Genomic DNA, 16064 nt, shown 5'->3' with positions numbered 1-16064 from the left:
CTGCAATAAAAAACCGCTCTTTATGAGCGGTTTTTTATATGAGGCTTGGATTATTTTTCAATAATTGCTGTTACGCCTTGACCACCAGCTGCACAGATCGAAACAAGCACACGACCTGAACCTTTCTGGTTAATCAGTTTTGCCGCAGTCGCGATAATACGACCGCCAGTCGCTGCAAATGGGTGACCTGCAGCAAGAGAAGAACCTTTTACGTTCAGTTTGGCACGGTCAATTGAACCTAGTGGAGCATCCAGACCTAAACGCTCTTTACAGAATTTTGGATCTTCCCAAGCTTTCAATGTTGAAAGTACTTGCGATGCAAATGCTTCGTGAATTTCATAGTAGTCAAAATCTTGCAGTTTCAGACCAGCACGTTCCAGCATACGAGGAACTGCATAAGCAGGTGCCATCAACAGGCCTTCTTTCTTCTCTACGAAATCAACGGCAGCAGTTTCCTGGAAAGTCAGGTAAGCCAGTACTTCATGACCATTTGCTTTAGCCCATTCTTCAGAAGCCAATAGCACACAAGAAGCACCATCGGTCAGTGGAGTAGAGTTACCCGCAGTCATGGTACGTGCATCACCTTTACCAAAAGCAGGTTTTAGTTTCGACAGTTTTTCAACTGAAGAATCAGGACGCAAGTTGTTGTCACGTTCAAGACCCAGGAATGGAGTCACCAGGTCATCAAAGAAACCTTCTTCATAGGCTGCTGCCATTTTCTGGTGTGAAGAAGCGGCTAACTCATCTTGCACTTCACGAGAAATACCCCATTCCAGTGTAGTAATTGCTTGATGGTCACCCATAGACAGGCCAGTACGTGGCTCACCATTTTTGGGTGCATCCATCAGGTCTTTCACATTGATTTTAGTCAGTGCTTTTAAACGGTCTTTCGCCGTTTTCGCAATATTCAGCTCAAGTAATGCTTTACGTAAGCCATCACCAAAAGCGATTGGTGCATCAGAAGTTGTATCTACACCGCCTGCGATCCCCACTTCGATTTGACCTAGAGCAATCTTGTTTGCGACCAGGAATGCCGCTTGAAGGCCAGTACCACATGCTTGCTGGATGTCATAAGCAGGGGTTTCCGGTGCAAGAGCAGTATTCAGTACACATTCGCGAGTCATGTTGAAGTCGCGGCTATGTTTCAGTACAGCACCTGCAACCACTTCACCTAAGCGTTGACCTTGAAGGTTAAAACGTTCAACCAGACCATTCAGGGCTGCTGTGAACATATCAGTATTGGATGCCGTAAAGTAAGCACCGTTAGAACGTGCAAATGGAATGCGGTTACCACCGATAATAGCAACGCGGCGAACTGTATTTTGGCTCATGTTTGGTTCCTGTTGAACAGAAGTCTGTGTTATAGATGTTGAATCTTGTTGGCTTGAAGTCGTTTTTTTGGTACGTGCAGATGTACTGCGTGTACGTGTGGTTTTAGCCGGACTTTTTTCTGCGGCATTGGCTGTATCAGGATTTTTAGTGCTACGCTTGCTACGCGTTGATGGTTTTGACACAGTTTCTGTCGCAGAGTTCTCGACTGCTGGATTATCTTGAGTTGTTTTGCTCATAAGGCTTTACCAGGCAAATAGATCGTCTTCTTGGTGGTTACATTAGCATAGAAGAAGATAGGCTGTATTGACTACAATGACATTACAGACTGCGCTTAGGTCAAGTCATCTGCCTGTTATCTCAAGTATGATTGGGCGGAATCTGGTAGATCTATTGAAATATAAGTGTCTGGCATCATACTGAAGTTTAAAGATAACTTTAGATCAACCAAAAATTAATTTGTATGAGAGATAATAAACATGACTGATCAGTACCAAACTTTTGCAAAATCTCCTATTGGTAAATTTGTCATTAAAAATTTGGGTCTGCCATCCCCAACTTCTTTAGACCGTTTTGAGTCTGCTACACCTGTAGTTAAAGGCGCGGTATTGTTTGGAGCAGCACCGGCAAGTACATTGACTGGTGCTATTGCTCAGGTTCTGGCAAATATTCATGCGAATAGCTATGCAGGTAACAATGCTGAACTGCAACAGGCTGCTGCATCAGCTGGACTGAATCTGGGTGCGTTTAATCCGGGCGATAAAGAATCAAAATTCAAAGCTGTCATTTTTGATGCTTCAGGAATCGAAAATTCAGAACAATTAAAATCACTTTATGATTTCTTTAACCCGATTGCACGTCAAATTCAAAGTTCTGGCCGTATCGTGATTGTGGGGACTACGCCTGAAACTGCTAAATCAGTCAGTCAGTCAATTGCTCAACGCGCACTGGAAGGTTTTGTAAAATCTGTGGGTAAAGAGTTTAAAAAAGGTATTGCAGCGAACCTGATCTATGTAGATGCCGGTGCTGAAGCAAACCTTGAGTCTGCTTTACGTTTTGCAGTTTCTCCACGTTCTGCCTATGTTTCTGGTCAGGTGATCCGTGTTTCACCTGCTGAAAAAGTGGATGTGGACTGGACTAAACCATTAGCAGGAAAAACCGCTGTAGTGACTGGTGCGAGCCGTGGTATTGGTGAAGCGATTGCTCATGTATTGGCACGTGATGGCGCACATGTCATCTGTCTGGATGTTCCGCAACAGCAAGCAGACCTTGACCGTGTAGCTGGTGAAATTGGGGGTTCAACTTTAGCCATTGATATTACCGCTGCAGATGCAGGCGAAAAAATCAAAGCAGCAGCAGCTGAGCAGGGTGGTCTGGACATTATTGTGCATAATGCTGGTATTACCCGTGACAAGACTTTGGCTAATATGAAACCTGAGCTATGGGATCTGGTGATTAACATCAACCTGTCTGCCATTGAACGTGTAAATGACTATTTAATCTCCAACAATGGTCTAAATGCTAATGGCCGTATTATCTGTGTATCCTCAATTTCAGGCATTGCAGGTAACCTGGGTCAAACCAACTATGCAGCGTCTAAAGCGGGTGTGATTGGTGTGGTAAAATTCACAGCACCAACCTTAAAAAATGGTATAACGATTAATGCTGTTGCACCGGGCTTTATCGAAACACAAATGACGGCTGCGATTCCATTTGCAATCCGTGAAGCTGGCCGCCGTATGAACTCAATGAGCCAAGGTGGTCTACCTGTAGATGTTGCAGAAACAATTGCAATGTTTGCTTCTACGGCTTCAACAGGTTTAAATGGCAACGTGGTTCGTGTCTGTGGTCAAAGCCTGTTAGGAGCTTAATAGACCCCTCCCGATCTCTCTTTATAAAAGAGAGGAGAAGTCCCCCTTTAATAAAGGGGGTTCAGGGAGATTAAAATTCTAAAGAGAAAATTCCAAGAATTCTCAAAACCTCTCTAGTACTTCACTTTCATACAATGATTGAAGTATGCTCAGGAGAGGTCACTTTATAAAGATAATATTTCCAAAGGTTCAGTATGAATACGCGCCATTTTAGTCAACTTCCAAAACCTTATTTAGCCTATCCAAAAGTGATTCAAGGCTTGATTTTTAAAAAGCCGAGAGCTGAAAAAGTTCTACCGCAAGTTGAATATGTGGTGGATTCATTCAAGGTCGATCAGAAACATTTAAAAGCCTATAATGAAGTATGTGGCTTTAAAAATAATGGTTATATTCCAGCTATTTATTTGACCGTACTATCTCAAAGCCTGCAAATGCACATGATGACCTCGGAAGCATTTCCGTTCCAGATTTTAGGACTGGTACATATCCGTAATCAGGTCAAGCAATACCGTAAAGTCGGTGTAAATGAGACTTTAACCTTGTCATGCAAGTTTGGTGAATTACAGCCACATGACAAAGGGGTTCAGTTTGATTTTATTACCACAGTCAAAGTAGGCAATGAAGTCGTTGTTGAGGCATTAACGACTTATCTTTCACGTCAAAAGACTGATGCTAAAGCTGCTGCAAAATCCGCAGAAAGTAAAGCGCCGGACTATAAGCTGAATACTGAATGGAAAATTTCAGAAAATACCGGCCGCCGTTATGCCATGACCTCAGGGGATTTTAACCTGATTCATATTCATGCTGTTACAGCGAAGGCTTTTGGTTTTAAACAGGCGATTGCACATGGTATGTGGAGCAAAGCCAAAGCACTGGCTAATCTATCCTTGCCGGATGCCTATGAAGCCGATGTCTGGTTCAAGTTGCCGATGTATTTACCCTCTAAAGTTGAGTTCCTGACTGCTCAAGCAGCGAATGATACAGATTTCCTGATCCGAAACAGCAAGAACCAGAAGCCGCATGTGACCGGCCATGTAAAAGCAATTTAAATCTGAATTAAAAGCCTAAACTCGATTTAGGCTTTTTCATTTTAAGGGATCAAAATTCTATGGATAGAATGATGCAGCCAATTAAAGATTATCTGTTTGCTGATCAGCATAATTATCAGGGCAATGTAGATGCTCGTTTTCGCGACCTTGCTCGTCAGTTTAGCCGCTTACAGGATGCACGTACTGATCAGGGTGGTGCAGCACTTGTTGTATATTTTCAGGGACAAAAAGTTGTCGATATCTATACCGGAAAGAAGTCTGCCACAGAAAACTGGCAGCCCGATACCATGTCACTATGCTATTCCACTGGCAAAGGTGTACTAGCAACCCTAGCGCATATTCTGGTCAGTAAAGGTTATCTGGACTATGACAGATCAGTTGCAGAATACTGGCCTGGATTTGCCCAGAAAGGTAAACGGTCGATTACTTTGGCACATATGCTGAGCCATCAAAGTGGCTTGTTTGATATCCGTAATATCATTGATGATGCCACTGAAATGGCTGACTGGTCACACATGCTGGAGCGGATCGCGGCAGCTGAACCACGTTTTCAGACTACGACAGATGCCGCTTATCAACCTTTGACTTTTGGATGGCAAGTGGGTGGAGTACTGGAAAAGGCAACCGGTAAATCATTAAACCAATTAATGCAGGAATATCTGGTTCAGCCTCTGCAATTAAATGGTGCCTATTTTAGTGTGCCGCTGGATGAACTGCCTCGAGTTGCACGACCGATCTTTAAAGCAAAGTCTGCATCTCAATCTTCTAAAGGCAAAAAAGTAGCCGCACGCAAACCCGGTTTAATGGAGCGCGCCCTGATCTGGAGTGGTCAGAGTCCACAAGATTTTCAGGATGGCATGATTCCTAAAGGCATGAAGAATTTTAACTTCTTTAGTGATGAAGGTTTACAGGCAATTATTCCTTCGGCTAATGGCGTCTTTACTGCAGACAGTCTGGCAAAAATCTATGTGATGTTGGCCAATCACGGTGCCTGGCAAGGCCAGCAGTTGATTTCACCTCCAGTATTCCAGCGACTAAGCCAGGTGCAATATACCCATCGTGATCGGGTGATGCCTGTACCCATGCACTGGCGTCTGGGTTATCACCGTATTTTGACCTTGGGTAAAGCCTCTACAGGTTTCGGTCATATGGGCTTTAACGGTTCTGGTGCCTGGTGCGATCCGGAACGCAGTTTAAGTTTTGCCTATACCCATAACTTCCCCACAGGTTCATTAACTGGAGATTACCGTCTTTGGGGTCTGACGCAGGAAACTTTGCGCTGTGCTGATGCGGTATTGACAGGAAGAAAAGGCTGGCGCTAACTGAATATCCTTGATTTGGGAGTTTAGTAAGTCATTTAAAATATGCTATTTTGTGGCAAATTCCAGCGCTGCGAAATGAAATCATGAAAAAAGTAATACTGATTCCCTTAGTGGCAACCGGTGCTTTATTCGGTTGTCAGGATCAAACCCAGTCAGCTAAAAATACTATTGTTGAAGCCAAGGCGCAGATTCCAGCATGGGCGGGAGAGTATCAGGGTACAACTCCTTGTATGGGCTGCTTGTCGCGTTGTGATGATTGCCCAGGTATGGCTGTCATGCTAACTCTGTATGAAGATCAGACTTATACTTTGCAGCGTGAAAGCCTGAGTGGTCATAATGGGGTGGAAACCTTTAGTGGTCCGATTCGTTTTCAGGATGATTCTTATCAGAAAATTGAGCTGGTGAATGTAGCAACTCGTAATTTACTGTATGTTGATCTGGAAGAGCATGTGCTGGAAATCCGTGAAGACAAAAGCGGTAAACGTTACCAGATGCAGAGTGATTTTATTTTAGGGCGATTCGCTTAAGCAGATTCAACTCAATTCTTTACCTTCGATCAGAAATTTTTATTTTTAAGATTGTATTCATCTACTCAAATAGATGGAAGATCAATAGATATTTTATCTTTCAAATATACAAAAACTATTCTGATATTTCACTCAGGCATAAAAATGGAGCAAACAGCTTCGAGATAGTTGATTTAAATCAGATTGATAGGCCTATCTCTCCAGATCATAACTGATTAATTCATTCACTATTTTATAAAAAAACAGTATGCTTAGACCTGTAAAAAGGAGCATACATGTATCAAGTACTTGCGCGAAAATACCGTCCCCGCAATTTCAACGAATTGGTCGGTCAAAACCATGTTTCACGTGCCTTAACAAGCGCACTGGAGCGTGGCCGTTTGCACCATGCCTATTTGTTTACGGGAACGCGTGGTGTTGGTAAAACCACGATTGCACGTATTTTGGCGAAGTGCTTGAACTGTGAAACCGGTATTACATCAACTCCTTGTGAGGTGTGTCCGACCTGTACCGCCGTCAATGAAGGCCGTTTTATTGACCTGATCGAGATCGATGCGGCATCACGTACCAAAGTCGAAGATACCCGTGAGCTGCTGGACAATGTCCCTTATGCGCCAACTCAGGGTCGTTTCAAGGTTTATCTGATCGATGAAGTACATATGCTGTCCACGCATTCTTTCAATGCTCTATTAAAGACACTGGAAGAACCACCGGAGCATGTCAAATTCCTGTTCGCAACCACAGATCCACAAAAGCTGCCGATTACCGTTATTTCTCGCTGCCTGCAATTTACTTTGCGTCCATTGGCTGTTGATGAAATTACCGAACATCTGGGCAATATCCTGACGAAAGAAAGCATTCAGGCTGATCAGGATGCGATCTGGCAGATTGCTGAATCTGCTCAGGGCTCGCTTCGTGATGCCTTATCCTTAACCGATCAGGCGATTGCCTATGGTCAGGGGGCGATCCAGCATCAGGATGTCAAAGACATGCTGGGCTTGATCGACCGAACAATTATTTATGATCTGATTCTGGCGATTCATCAAAACCAGAAAGCACGTGTCAGCGAATTGTTATTGCAGTTCCGTCAGCAGGCGCTGGATGTATCACTGGTTTTAGATCAGCTGATTTCTACCTTGCATGAACTGGCTTTATTACAATATCTGCCAGATTTAAGCCTGAAATACAGTGCCGAGATCAATCAAAAGATCATGCAGTTATCGGCTTTAATTTCAGCACAAGATTTGCAACTGTATTATCAAATCGCCTGTAAAGGTCGTGCTGACCTACAGCTTGCAGTTACGCAAGAGCAAGGCTTTGAGATGACGGTGCTGCGTTTGCTAGCCTTCCGTCCGTTACAACCCAATGAAATTCCAGCCAATACAGCTCAGATACAACAAGCTGTACCTGCTGCCTCAACTCCACAACAAAATCAGATAATGCAGCAGGAGCGTGCTCCGGTTACTCAAGCTGTAGAAGATTTTTCCTTAGATGATGACTATGAAGACGATCAGGATGATAATCCAGTCACTACACAGTCTGAACTATCTTCGGATGACTTTCTGGATGAAGACGAGCCAGAAACCAATTCTGAGCCTCAAGTTATACAAGCTGAATCAACTAGAGTAGAACAATCTGAGTCTGAACAAATTGTATTTGATCCAAACCTGGAAGATGGCCTGTTTGGTTTTGACGATGTTCCTGCAGAACCTGTTCCATCCAGCCCTGAAGCCAGCAGTGATGATTTCCTCTTAGAAGAATTCATTCCTGAAAATGATACTGCTGCACCAGTAGAACAAGAACCGGAGTTTAATCTGGATGCCTCGACTCCTGGATCAGAACAAGTGATTCATAAAGCAGATGAAAGCCAGCCAGAAATTTCTACTCAGACAGAGGCTGCATCAACTCAAATCGCAAATACAAATGTTTCTACAGACCATAATCTGATGCCGCAGGATATTCTGCAAATTCCGGTACAGGATATGCAAGGTGAATGGACGGTAGAAAAATGGGAATTCTGGTTTCGTAACAGCCAGTTATCTCCAGCAGTTCAGGAACTGGCTCAGTATGGCATCATGACCGGCCACATTAATGCAGCATCGGTCTTTCATATTCCAGAGCGTTATCAGCCGCTTTTGTCGCAGCTACAACATCATCTCGAAGCAGCTTTACGGGAACAATGGCCGCAGACCATTTTCCAGGTCAAATTTGAAGATGTAGAGCAGTTAACGCCATATACCATGCAGCAAGAACGTAAAGTACGTGCTTTTAAACGTGCAGAAGAGCTGTTGCAGACTGAACCGGCTGTACGTGACTTGCTAGAACAGTTTGATGGTGAATTGCACAATATTCAGCTGAAATAAAATAATCTTATACTGAGACAAAACGCGCTAAAGCATCCCGCATTTCAGCTGGAATCCGGGTGCTTTTTCGTGTGTAGCGATCGACAAACACATGCACGAAACTGCCTTGAGCTGCTGCCGTATCAGAGTTCATTTTGAAGATTGCCAGATCATAGCTGAGAGAACTATTACCCATTTTTTCTATGGCGACACCTACCTCTATAATTTCCGGATAAGACAGCTCCTGATTGAACTGGCATTGCGAGCTGACCACCAGTCCAATTATTGGAGAATATTTGGGATCAAATGCGGCTTCCTGAATCAAGAGGGCATTCGCGGCCGTATCAAAATAGCTGTAATAAGTGACATTATTGACATGGCCATACAGATCATTGTCCGCCCAACGAGTCTGTATCGGCAGAAAAAATGAATAATGTTCGCGTTGTTTAAGAGCTGCTTTCATATTTTTAAATAACTTGTAGTGGCTAGATCTGCTGAGTCGAAAATAATCTGAAACTTAATAAATCGCCTGATAAATGTTGTAAGCATCTTCCAGAGTAAGTTCACGTGGATTGTTCTGTAACAGTCGGCTCTGTTTCATGGCATCTTCCGCCATAATCATCAGCATGTGTTCAGGAATTCCTAACTGTTTGAGTTTCAGGGTTAAGCCACTTTTCACCAGATGGTTATTAAAATGATCAATAAACAGGTCAGTCAGGCCATCGTGACAGCCTTTGCTTTGCGGATCTAACCAGCACATCAGTTCGGCATAGAGGGCTTTAGCATCCGGTGTATTAAATTTCATCACTTCAGTTAATACCAGTGCATTACTATGTCCATGCGAAATATGGAAGTGTCCACCTAACGGATATGCCAACGCATGCACAGCACCCACTGGTGCATTGGCAAAGGCTTGACCTGCCAACATCGAGCCAACCAGCATGTTTTGACGCGCTTCCAGATCCTGATCATCGTCCAGCACACGTTGCAGATTGGCATTTAACAGTTTCAAAGCATGCTTGGCCAGCATATCGGAATAAGGATTTTTTTTGATTTTAGAAGTATAAGCTTCAATAGCATGAACCATGGCATCAATGCCGGTCGCAGCAGTAATTAAAGGTGGCAGATTTTGGGTAAATGTTGCATCCAGAATGGCAGTATCCGCAAACAGGATCGGTGCCACAATGCCGGTTTTTGTGGTTTCACCGGTAGTGACAATTGAAATTGGGGTGACTTCAGATCCTGTACCTGCAGTGGTAGGAACCAAAATCAAGGGCAAACGGGGGCCAGTAGCCTGATTTACGCCATACAGATCAGACAAAGATTGGTGCTGTGCCGGATGACTCAAGATTGCAATCAGTTTAGCGACATCCATAGAGCTGCCACCACCAAAGCCAATTACGATATCGACATTTTCCTGTTTGGTAAAATCTGCGGCTTCAAGCACTACATGCTCAGGTGGATCGGCCTGTACATCGGAATAAATTGCATAATCTAGTCCCGCATCTTCAATAATTTCCAGAATAGGCATGTGTAATTGATGCTGTAGCATACCTGGATCAGTGACCAGTAAAACACGCTGATAACGGCCCTGTTTGAGAATAGAGGATAATTCCTGAATCGTGCCAAGGCCGGCGATGATGTTGGGAACGGTTTGAAACTGAAATCGATTCATGTCTTTATCCTTTAATTTTTATCGCAAATACAAAATTATTATGGGGCGGTGATATAGGATTCATCAGGTAAATAACTTAACATAAGTATCTTGAAAATGATTAACTCTGAGGTTGTTTATGTCATCCAGAACGCCATATAAGGTGTTATGTGTTTGTTTGGGAAATATTTGTCGTTCTCCCACGGCAGAAGTGGTACTCAGACATTATTGTGATGAACAGAAACTCGATATTGTGATCGACTCAGCAGGAACCAGTAATTACCATCCGGGGAAAGCACCTGATTTGCGTAGCCAGCAGCATGCCTTAAAGCGAGGTTATGATCTTTCCGGTCTGCGTGCGCGTCAACTTAAAACCCATGATTTTATTGACTATGATCTGATTCTGGCGATGGATCTGGAAAATCTGGCGGATATTCACGCGCTTCAGCATCAGGCAGAGGCAGAATTCGGACACCTGCGTGCCCAGGTTGCTTTAATGAGTGAACATGATCAGCACTATCCAAAACAGGCTTTGCCAGACCCATATTATGGCGGGGCAGATGGTTTTGAGCGTGTCCTGAACCAATGTGAGTCCAGCAGTCGGGCTTGGGTAGAAATTTTTAAACAACATCAAACAGAAAAGGTTTAAGTCATGCAGATTCAGACTCAGGTTCAACTTAAACCTTTTAACACGCTAAATCTTGAAGCGATTGCCGCTTATTACAGCCAGATCCAATCAACTGATGATCTGATTGCTGCACTGGAGTTTGCTGAGCAGCAACAACTGAATGTGTTAATTCTTTCTGGCGGTAGCAATATGTTATTGCCGGAACAGATTGATGCACTCGTCCTGCATATGGATATTCAGGGCATTGAAATGCTGGAAGGAAATGAGCAGCATCAATGTCTGCGGGTAGGCGGGGGCCAAGTTTGGCATGACTTCGTACTCTGGACGACAGAACAGAAATTCTATGGTTTGCAGAATCTGGCCCTGATTCCCGGACTAGTCGGCGCATCTCCAGTGCAGAATATTGGGGCATACGGTGTCGAGGTCGGCGAATTTATTCATGCGGTAGAGGTCTATGACCGTAAGCTGAAAAAATTTGATTCCATTCCTGCCGCAGACTGTCATTTTTCCTATCGTCATAGTATTTTTAAAGATGATCCAACACGTTATGTGATTACACACGTTATTTTTAAATTACTAAAACAGGCAAATCTGAAACTGAATTATGGTGATCTTAAAGCAGCGGTGGGTGATAATCTCACAGCAGAAAACTTGCAGCAGCAGGTGATCCGGATTCGTCAGAGTAAACTGCCTGATCCTAAAGAATTTCCAAACGTGGGAAGTTTCTTTAAAAATCCTATCGTAAATCAACAGGTTTTTGACCAAATTGCTGTGCATTTTCCTAATTTGCCCCATTATCCGCAGGCCAATGATCAGGTTAAAATGGCGGCAGGCTGGCTGATTGATCAGGCAGGCTGGAAGGGGAAACAGCTTGGGCCAGTTGGCATGTTCCATAAACAGGCGCTGGTTCTGGTGAACTATGGTCATGCTTCTCTGACGGATGTCCGTCAAACCTATGGCGCAGTACAGCAGACAGTCTGGGATAAATTTAAGATTATGCTAGAACCTGAACCGGTATTATTTGATTGTAAAGGCTTAATTCGATCTCATCAGGATAAATAACGTATATGAAAAACACCCATTGGATGGTCCGTTTAGTACAAATCGTCGCAGGACTGTTTGTATTTTTCGGCTGTCTGGTGATGTTAATCTATTCGCCATTTTATTCGCAGCTTGTGGTTAAGGGACTCAATCGATTTGTGTCCTTTGAAATTAACGAAGTTGCAGCACAAAGCCAGAAAATGGCTTCCCTGAGTGAAGATGATACGCTCGAACCAGGTTCTGATCAGTGGATTGCCCGTCAGGCTTATTTCCATGTGATGGAACAGGATATCCAGAAAAATCATTCTGCCAATCTGATGCTGATTCAGGCACGCTACAAGATACTGCAACAGATGATTGAAGAACATCAGCGTGAACAGCAGGAAGAAAAAGCAGAACAGAATCAGCCTGCACAAGTGCCTTTATTGTCCCAGCAAGAACCTGTTGAAGCCGTTGACCCAACTCAGAAGGTCCGCGAACTGCTGGAGTGGGACAGTAATGAAAACAAAGAACGCGTTGAGCAATATATTGAATTCTTGATAACTCATCCTTTAGAAGATGAAGAAGCGAGTGCCGTTCAGGTCACAGCGAAAGAGGAAATCAAGGAAGATCTGGCTTTACTGCAAGAACAGCAGCAACAAAAACCGGTCAATCAATCTAAGCCTTATGCCATTGTGGTCTTAGGTGGTGGTTTAACCTTGCATGAAAATGGTAAGGATATTGTGGTCAATGACTATACCCGTTTGCGTCTGGAAACCACACTCGCAGTTGAAAAACAGTATCAGTTACCGATCGTATTGAGTGGTGTGGAAGCGCCGTATATGCAGCGCTGGTTACAAAATTACAATGTCGATGCCAAATTGCTTGAAGACCGTAGCATGAATACCTGTGAAAATACCCGTTTCAGCTCATTATTATTGCAAAAAAAAGGTGGAGCACCGACTGTGATTCTGATTACCGACCGTTATCATATGCCACGTACCCGTCGTCTGTTTGCATTAAATGGCATTCAAACTATTCCAGTGGAAGCACCGATGCCGAAGTCCTTGACCCGTTGGCGTCCAAGTCGACAAAATTATGATCATAGTCGCCGTGCCAATTATGAAATGCTGGCCACTATCCGCGATATGTGGTTTGGCTCCAGTGACTGTCGGGAGGTGCCTTAATGTCTGATATTCCGTTTTTAACCCCGACCATCCTGAAACAGCTGGATTTACCTGTGCCAAGCAGGGAAACAACGCCACAGCTTTTACAGCCCTTAAACCTGAACAGGGATGACCAGCCCACTATTGATCTGCTGTCTTATCGCAGACTGTATGGTTTTGATTTACTGGATTGCAAGCATTGGCAAGGCTATGTACAGATGCCGCTGTTTAAACTGCATGTGCAAGTATTTACACCTAATCTAGAAAATACCCGTTTTGACAAGATTCAGGGAACGGCGTTTCTATTACATGGATATCTGGAACATAGCGGAATTTATCAGCCGATCGTACGTGAGTTACTGGAACAGGGTTTTAGCGTCCTGACCTATGATCTGCCGGGGCATGGTCTCAGCGATGGTTCATCTGCCAGTATCCAGAATTTTGATCATTACCAACAGGTTTTGCATGCGGTATATCGCTATGTGAAGCATGCCGAGCAGTTACCTAAACCTTGGGTTGGCATTGGACAAAGTACCGGTGGTGCGATCTGGATGCATCATTTGCTCGAATTTGCAGAACGACGCGAAAATCCGTTTGTAGATCGCGTGCTGTTATTGTCACCATTGATTCGTCCAGCTAAAACTGCCTGGTGGCATAATCCGCTCGGTCTCGGCATTATCAGCCGGATCAAGCGTGAAGTACCACGTCATTTCCGCCGTAATAACCATAATCCTGAATTTCTGCGTTTTATCCGACTTAAAGATCCTTTACAACCCCGCATGATGGGCATGGATTGGATTCTGGCGATGTCACGCTGGATGTTGGAAATGGAAGCACGTCCAGCCTGCCGAATCCCTGTCTGGTTAGCTCAAGGTGCTCAGGATCAGACAGTGGACTGGCGTTATAACATTGAATTTATCCGTCGCAAGTTCCGCCTGCAAACTTTGTTAATGCTGGAAGAAGGTTCACATCAATTGATTAATGAACGCGCGGATATCCGTGCAGCACTCACAGGTTTAATTCCAGCCTTTTTACATGCGCATGGCAGTAAGACCTATTATTAGACTGTCACACTCTCAATTAAAAAAAGGCGTTTCAGTAAACGCCTTTTTCTTGTCTAATTTAACTAAGTTTTATTTCTTATAAGCTCAAAAACTTTCCAGTTTGGCCATATTCCACATACGGAAATAGAAATTTTCCTCATCTTTATTTTCGCAATGTAATAATTCGCCTTCTTTAAGCCAGAAATGAATCTGGGCAAAGTTCTTGATTTCATGATTGCTGATTCGCTGTGCCAAATGATGCGGCTTAATGGCAGAAGGATGTTTTAAACCTGCTGAAGCGATTAGCTCAGACAGGGCATGCATTGTATTTTTATGGAAATAAAACACTCGCTCTGCCTTAGTCGGGACATGTAGTGCTTTTTGACGCTCTTTATCCTGAGTAGTCACTCCTACTGGGCATTGATTGGTATGACAACTCTGTGCCTGAATACATCCGACTGCAAACATGAATCCGCGCGCTGAATTGACCCAATCTGCGCCAAGTGCCATGGTACTGGCAATATCAAAAGCACTGATAATTTTCCCGCTTGCACCAATTTTAATCTTGTCTCTCAATCCTGCACCGACCAAGGTATTGTGCACAAACAAAAGACCTTCTCTTAAAGGAGTACCCATATAGTCAATCAATTCAATTGGTGCAGCACCGGTACCGCCCTCAGATCCATCTACCACAATAAAATCAGGATAAATTTTGGTATGTAGCATGGCTTTCACCATACTCATAAATTGCCAAGGTTGACCCAGACAAAGTTTGAATCCGACTGGCTTACCTTCAGAAAGCTCGCGCAGTTGTTGAATGAAATTCATCATTTCAATCGGGGTTTTAAATGCTGGATGACCAGAAGGTGAGACACAATCATGTTCACGGCTAATCCCGCGAATCTGAGCAATTTCTTCTGAAATCTTGGCTTTAGGTAAAATCCCGCCATGTCCAGGTTTTGCGCCTTGCGAAAGCTTGATTTCAATCATCTTTACTTGAGGTAGCTTGGCTTTTTCTGCAAATTTCACCGGATCAAACTGACCCTCTAAGGTCCGACAACCAAAATATCCGCTACCAATTTCCCAGACAATGTCACCGCCATGTTCCAGATGATAAGGGCTGATACTACCTTCCCCGGTATCATGAAAGAATTTGCCTTTTTGCGCACCAAGATTCAAAGCCCGAACCGCATTGGCACTTAAACTGCCGAAACTCATGGCTGAGATATTCAAAATGGAAGCAGAATAGGGCTGCGTACACTGCTCATTGCCGATCAGAATGCGGAAGGTTTCTGGATCGGCAGGTCTGCAAGAAGTGAGGGAGTGGCTAATAAACTTATAATTTTCTTCATAGACATTCATGATTGAGCCGAAGGGCTTATCTGAATTTTCATTTTTGGCCCGTTGATACACCAGACTGCGCTGCATACGTGAAAATGGCAATGCATCTCGATCCGCTTCGATAAAATACTGACGAATTTCGGGGCGGAATTCTTCAAAGATAAAGCGGAAATGACCCATAATCGGGTAATTTTTTAAGATTGAATGTCTGTTCTGCAAGACATCATATAGGCCTAGCAGGCTCAGCAGAATACTGACGATCCATAAGGTATTCACCAAAGTTGCCGGCATAAAATAATAGATATAGCGCGGTTCATAACCGATATGAAAAATCGTAAAAATAACGGCGATGGTGATGCAGGCAAACCAGACCGAGTGCCGTGAAAAGAAAGTATTAAGTAATTTGTGTCGTACTAATTGCGCAGGGTTAGCCATTATGAAATTAAATTCCTATTTCCACTACGATAGCGTTTAATAATGTGCAGAGCTGCCTGGCTTATACAAGCATAGAATTGTTTTTTAATTTTATAAACTTGCTGAAAGTCTTTTAATAGCTGCCATACTTATCTTCTAGATAATAAATTTTCCAAATAATCTTCTATGGAAAAATTATGCAAAAGGCATGCATTCTTTTTATTTCAAAAACAGGCTTAAGCGCTCTATAGTGATTTTTATCCCCACAGCAGGAGTGTAAATTATGACAAAAAAATCGATCCGTTTTAATAATGCAGAGCTGGCTTGCTCATGTTATCAGGCTCTTTCATTTCTAATG

General features: G+C 43.5%; 13 protein-coding genes. 9 read left to right on the top strand and 4 right to left on the bottom strand.

Features of this window, described 5'->3' with window-relative positions; all coding sequences use genetic code 11:
* Positions 1–50 precede the first annotated feature (50 nt).
* A complete protein-coding gene (locus tag RJ01_RS07235) occupies positions 51–1568 on the bottom strand; it encodes an acetyl-CoA C-acetyltransferase (protein WP_034170551.1) in 1518 nt (505 codons plus the stop codon).
* Between the two features lie 240 nt (positions 1569–1808).
* Between RJ01_RS07235 and RJ01_RS07230 the strand changes: the two genes are divergently transcribed.
* The 5 genes from RJ01_RS07230 (at position 1809) to dnaX (ending at position 8461) form a co-directional block, all read left to right on the top strand.
* Positions 1809–3200, top strand: coding sequence for a 3-oxoacyl-ACP reductase (locus RJ01_RS07230; protein ID WP_034170550.1), 1392 nt, complete (start codon positions 1809–1811; stop codon positions 3198–3200).
* Between the two features lie 194 nt (positions 3201–3394).
* Positions 3395–4249: a MaoC/PaaZ C-terminal domain-containing protein gene (locus RJ01_RS07225; RefSeq protein WP_034170549.1), complete on the top strand. Its 855-nt coding sequence runs from the start codon at positions 3395–3397 to the stop codon at positions 4247–4249.
* Between the two features lie 71 nt (positions 4250–4320).
* Positions 4321–5571 (top strand): serine hydrolase domain-containing protein, encoded by a 1251-nt coding sequence (locus RJ01_RS07220; RefSeq protein ID WP_034170548.1) that lies wholly within the window; start codon positions 4321–4323, stop codon positions 5569–5571.
* A gap of 83 nt (positions 5572–5654) precedes the next feature.
* Entirely contained in the window at positions 5655–6098 is a 444-nt protein-coding gene (locus RJ01_RS07215; RefSeq protein ID WP_034170547.1) for a copper resistance protein NlpE N-terminal domain-containing protein, read from the top strand.
* 275 nt (positions 6099–6373) lie between these two features.
* The gene (gene dnaX / locus RJ01_RS07210; protein WP_034170546.1) at positions 6374–8461 is read left to right on the top strand and encodes a DNA polymerase III subunit gamma/tau; all 2088 of its coding nucleotides are present in this window, start codon (positions 6374–6376) and stop codon (positions 8459–8461) included.
* A 7-nt stretch (positions 8462–8468) separates the two neighbouring features.
* Here dnaX and RJ01_RS07205 read toward each other — a convergent pair whose 3' ends face one another.
* Together RJ01_RS07205 and RJ01_RS07200 are read right to left on the bottom strand one after the other, a co-directional pair.
* Complete coding sequence (locus RJ01_RS07205; RefSeq protein WP_034170545.1) at positions 8469–8903, bottom strand: thioesterase family protein; 435 nt, start codon at positions 8901–8903, stop codon at positions 8469–8471.
* 54 nt (positions 8904–8957) lie between these two features.
* Entirely contained in the window at positions 8958–10115 is a 1158-nt protein-coding gene (locus RJ01_RS07200; RefSeq protein ID WP_034170544.1) for an iron-containing alcohol dehydrogenase, read from the bottom strand.
* A 118-nt stretch (positions 10116–10233) separates the two neighbouring features.
* Between RJ01_RS07200 and RJ01_RS07195 the strand changes: the two genes are divergently transcribed.
* Genes RJ01_RS07195 through RJ01_RS07180 form a run of 4 tightly spaced genes read left to right on the top strand, consistent with a single transcriptional unit; the run spans position 10234 to position 13972 of the window.
* A complete protein-coding gene (locus RJ01_RS07195; protein WP_034170543.1) occupies positions 10234–10743 on the top strand; it encodes a low molecular weight protein-tyrosine-phosphatase in 510 nt (169 codons plus the stop codon).
* A 3-nt stretch (positions 10744–10746) separates the two neighbouring features.
* Positions 10747–11784 carry a UDP-N-acetylmuramate dehydrogenase gene (gene murB, locus RJ01_RS07190; protein WP_034170542.1) on the top strand — a complete coding sequence of 346 codons (1038 nt, stop codon included), beginning with the start codon at positions 10747–10749 and terminating at the stop codon, positions 11782–11784.
* A 5-nt stretch (positions 11785–11789) separates the two neighbouring features.
* Positions 11790–12929: a YdcF family protein gene (locus RJ01_RS07185; RefSeq protein ID WP_034170541.1), complete on the top strand. Its 1140-nt coding sequence runs from the start codon at positions 11790–11792 to the stop codon at positions 12927–12929.
* Positions 12929–13972 carry an alpha/beta hydrolase gene (locus tag RJ01_RS07180; protein WP_034170540.1) on the top strand — a complete coding sequence of 348 codons (1044 nt, stop codon included), beginning with the start codon at positions 12929–12931 and terminating at the stop codon, positions 13970–13972. Before RJ01_RS07185 ends, RJ01_RS07180 begins: the two co-directional genes overlap by 1 nt.
* An 84-nt stretch (positions 13973–14056) precedes the next feature.
* Here RJ01_RS07180 and RJ01_RS07175 read toward each other — a convergent pair whose 3' ends face one another.
* Entirely contained in the window at positions 14057–15727 is a 1671-nt protein-coding gene (locus RJ01_RS07175; RefSeq protein ID WP_034170539.1) for an FMN-binding glutamate synthase family protein, read from the bottom strand.
* Positions 15728–16064 lie beyond the last annotated feature (337 nt).

It is taken from the genome of Acinetobacter sp. YZS-X1-1 (genome assembly GCF_000804305.1).
In the GTDB taxonomy this organism is placed as follows: Bacteria; Pseudomonadota; Gammaproteobacteria; order Pseudomonadales; family Moraxellaceae; genus Acinetobacter; species Acinetobacter variabilis.
This window is presented reverse-complemented; position numbering and strand designations above follow the sequence as displayed.

Coding starts and splice junctions, on each gene's coding strand:
- RJ01_RS07235 (WP_034170551.1), bottom strand. CDS start 1,568: ATGAGCAAAACAACTCAAGATAATCCAGCAGTCGAGAACTCTGCGACA.
- RJ01_RS07230 (WP_034170550.1), top strand. CDS start 1,809: ATGACTGATCAGTACCAAACTTTTGCAAAATCTCCTATTGGTAAATTT.
- RJ01_RS07225 (WP_034170549.1), top strand. CDS start 3,395: ATGAATACGCGCCATTTTAGTCAACTTCCAAAACCTTATTTAGCCTAT.
- RJ01_RS07220 (WP_034170548.1), top strand. CDS start 4,321: ATGCAGCCAATTAAAGATTATCTGTTTGCTGATCAGCATAATTATCAG.
- RJ01_RS07215 (WP_034170547.1), top strand. CDS start 5,655: ATGAAAAAAGTAATACTGATTCCCTTAGTGGCAACCGGTGCTTTATTC.
- dnaX (WP_034170546.1), top strand. CDS start 6,374: ATGTATCAAGTACTTGCGCGAAAATACCGTCCCCGCAATTTCAACGAA.
- RJ01_RS07205 (WP_034170545.1), bottom strand. CDS start 8,903: ATGAAAGCAGCTCTTAAACAACGCGAACATTATTCATTTTTTCTGCCG.
- RJ01_RS07200 (WP_034170544.1), bottom strand. CDS start 10,115: ATGAATCGATTTCAGTTTCAAACCGTTCCCAACATCATCGCCGGCCTT.
- RJ01_RS07195 (WP_034170543.1), top strand. CDS start 10,234: ATGTCATCCAGAACGCCATATAAGGTGTTATGTGTTTGTTTGGGAAAT.
- murB (WP_034170542.1), top strand. CDS start 10,747: ATGCAGATTCAGACTCAGGTTCAACTTAAACCTTTTAACACGCTAAAT.
- RJ01_RS07185 (WP_034170541.1), top strand. CDS start 11,790: ATGAAAAACACCCATTGGATGGTCCGTTTAGTACAAATCGTCGCAGGA.
- RJ01_RS07180 (WP_034170540.1), top strand. CDS start 12,929: ATGTCTGATATTCCGTTTTTAACCCCGACCATCCTGAAACAGCTGGAT.
- RJ01_RS07175 (WP_034170539.1), bottom strand. CDS start 15,727: ATGGCTAACCCTGCGCAATTAGTACGACACAAATTACTTAATACTTTC.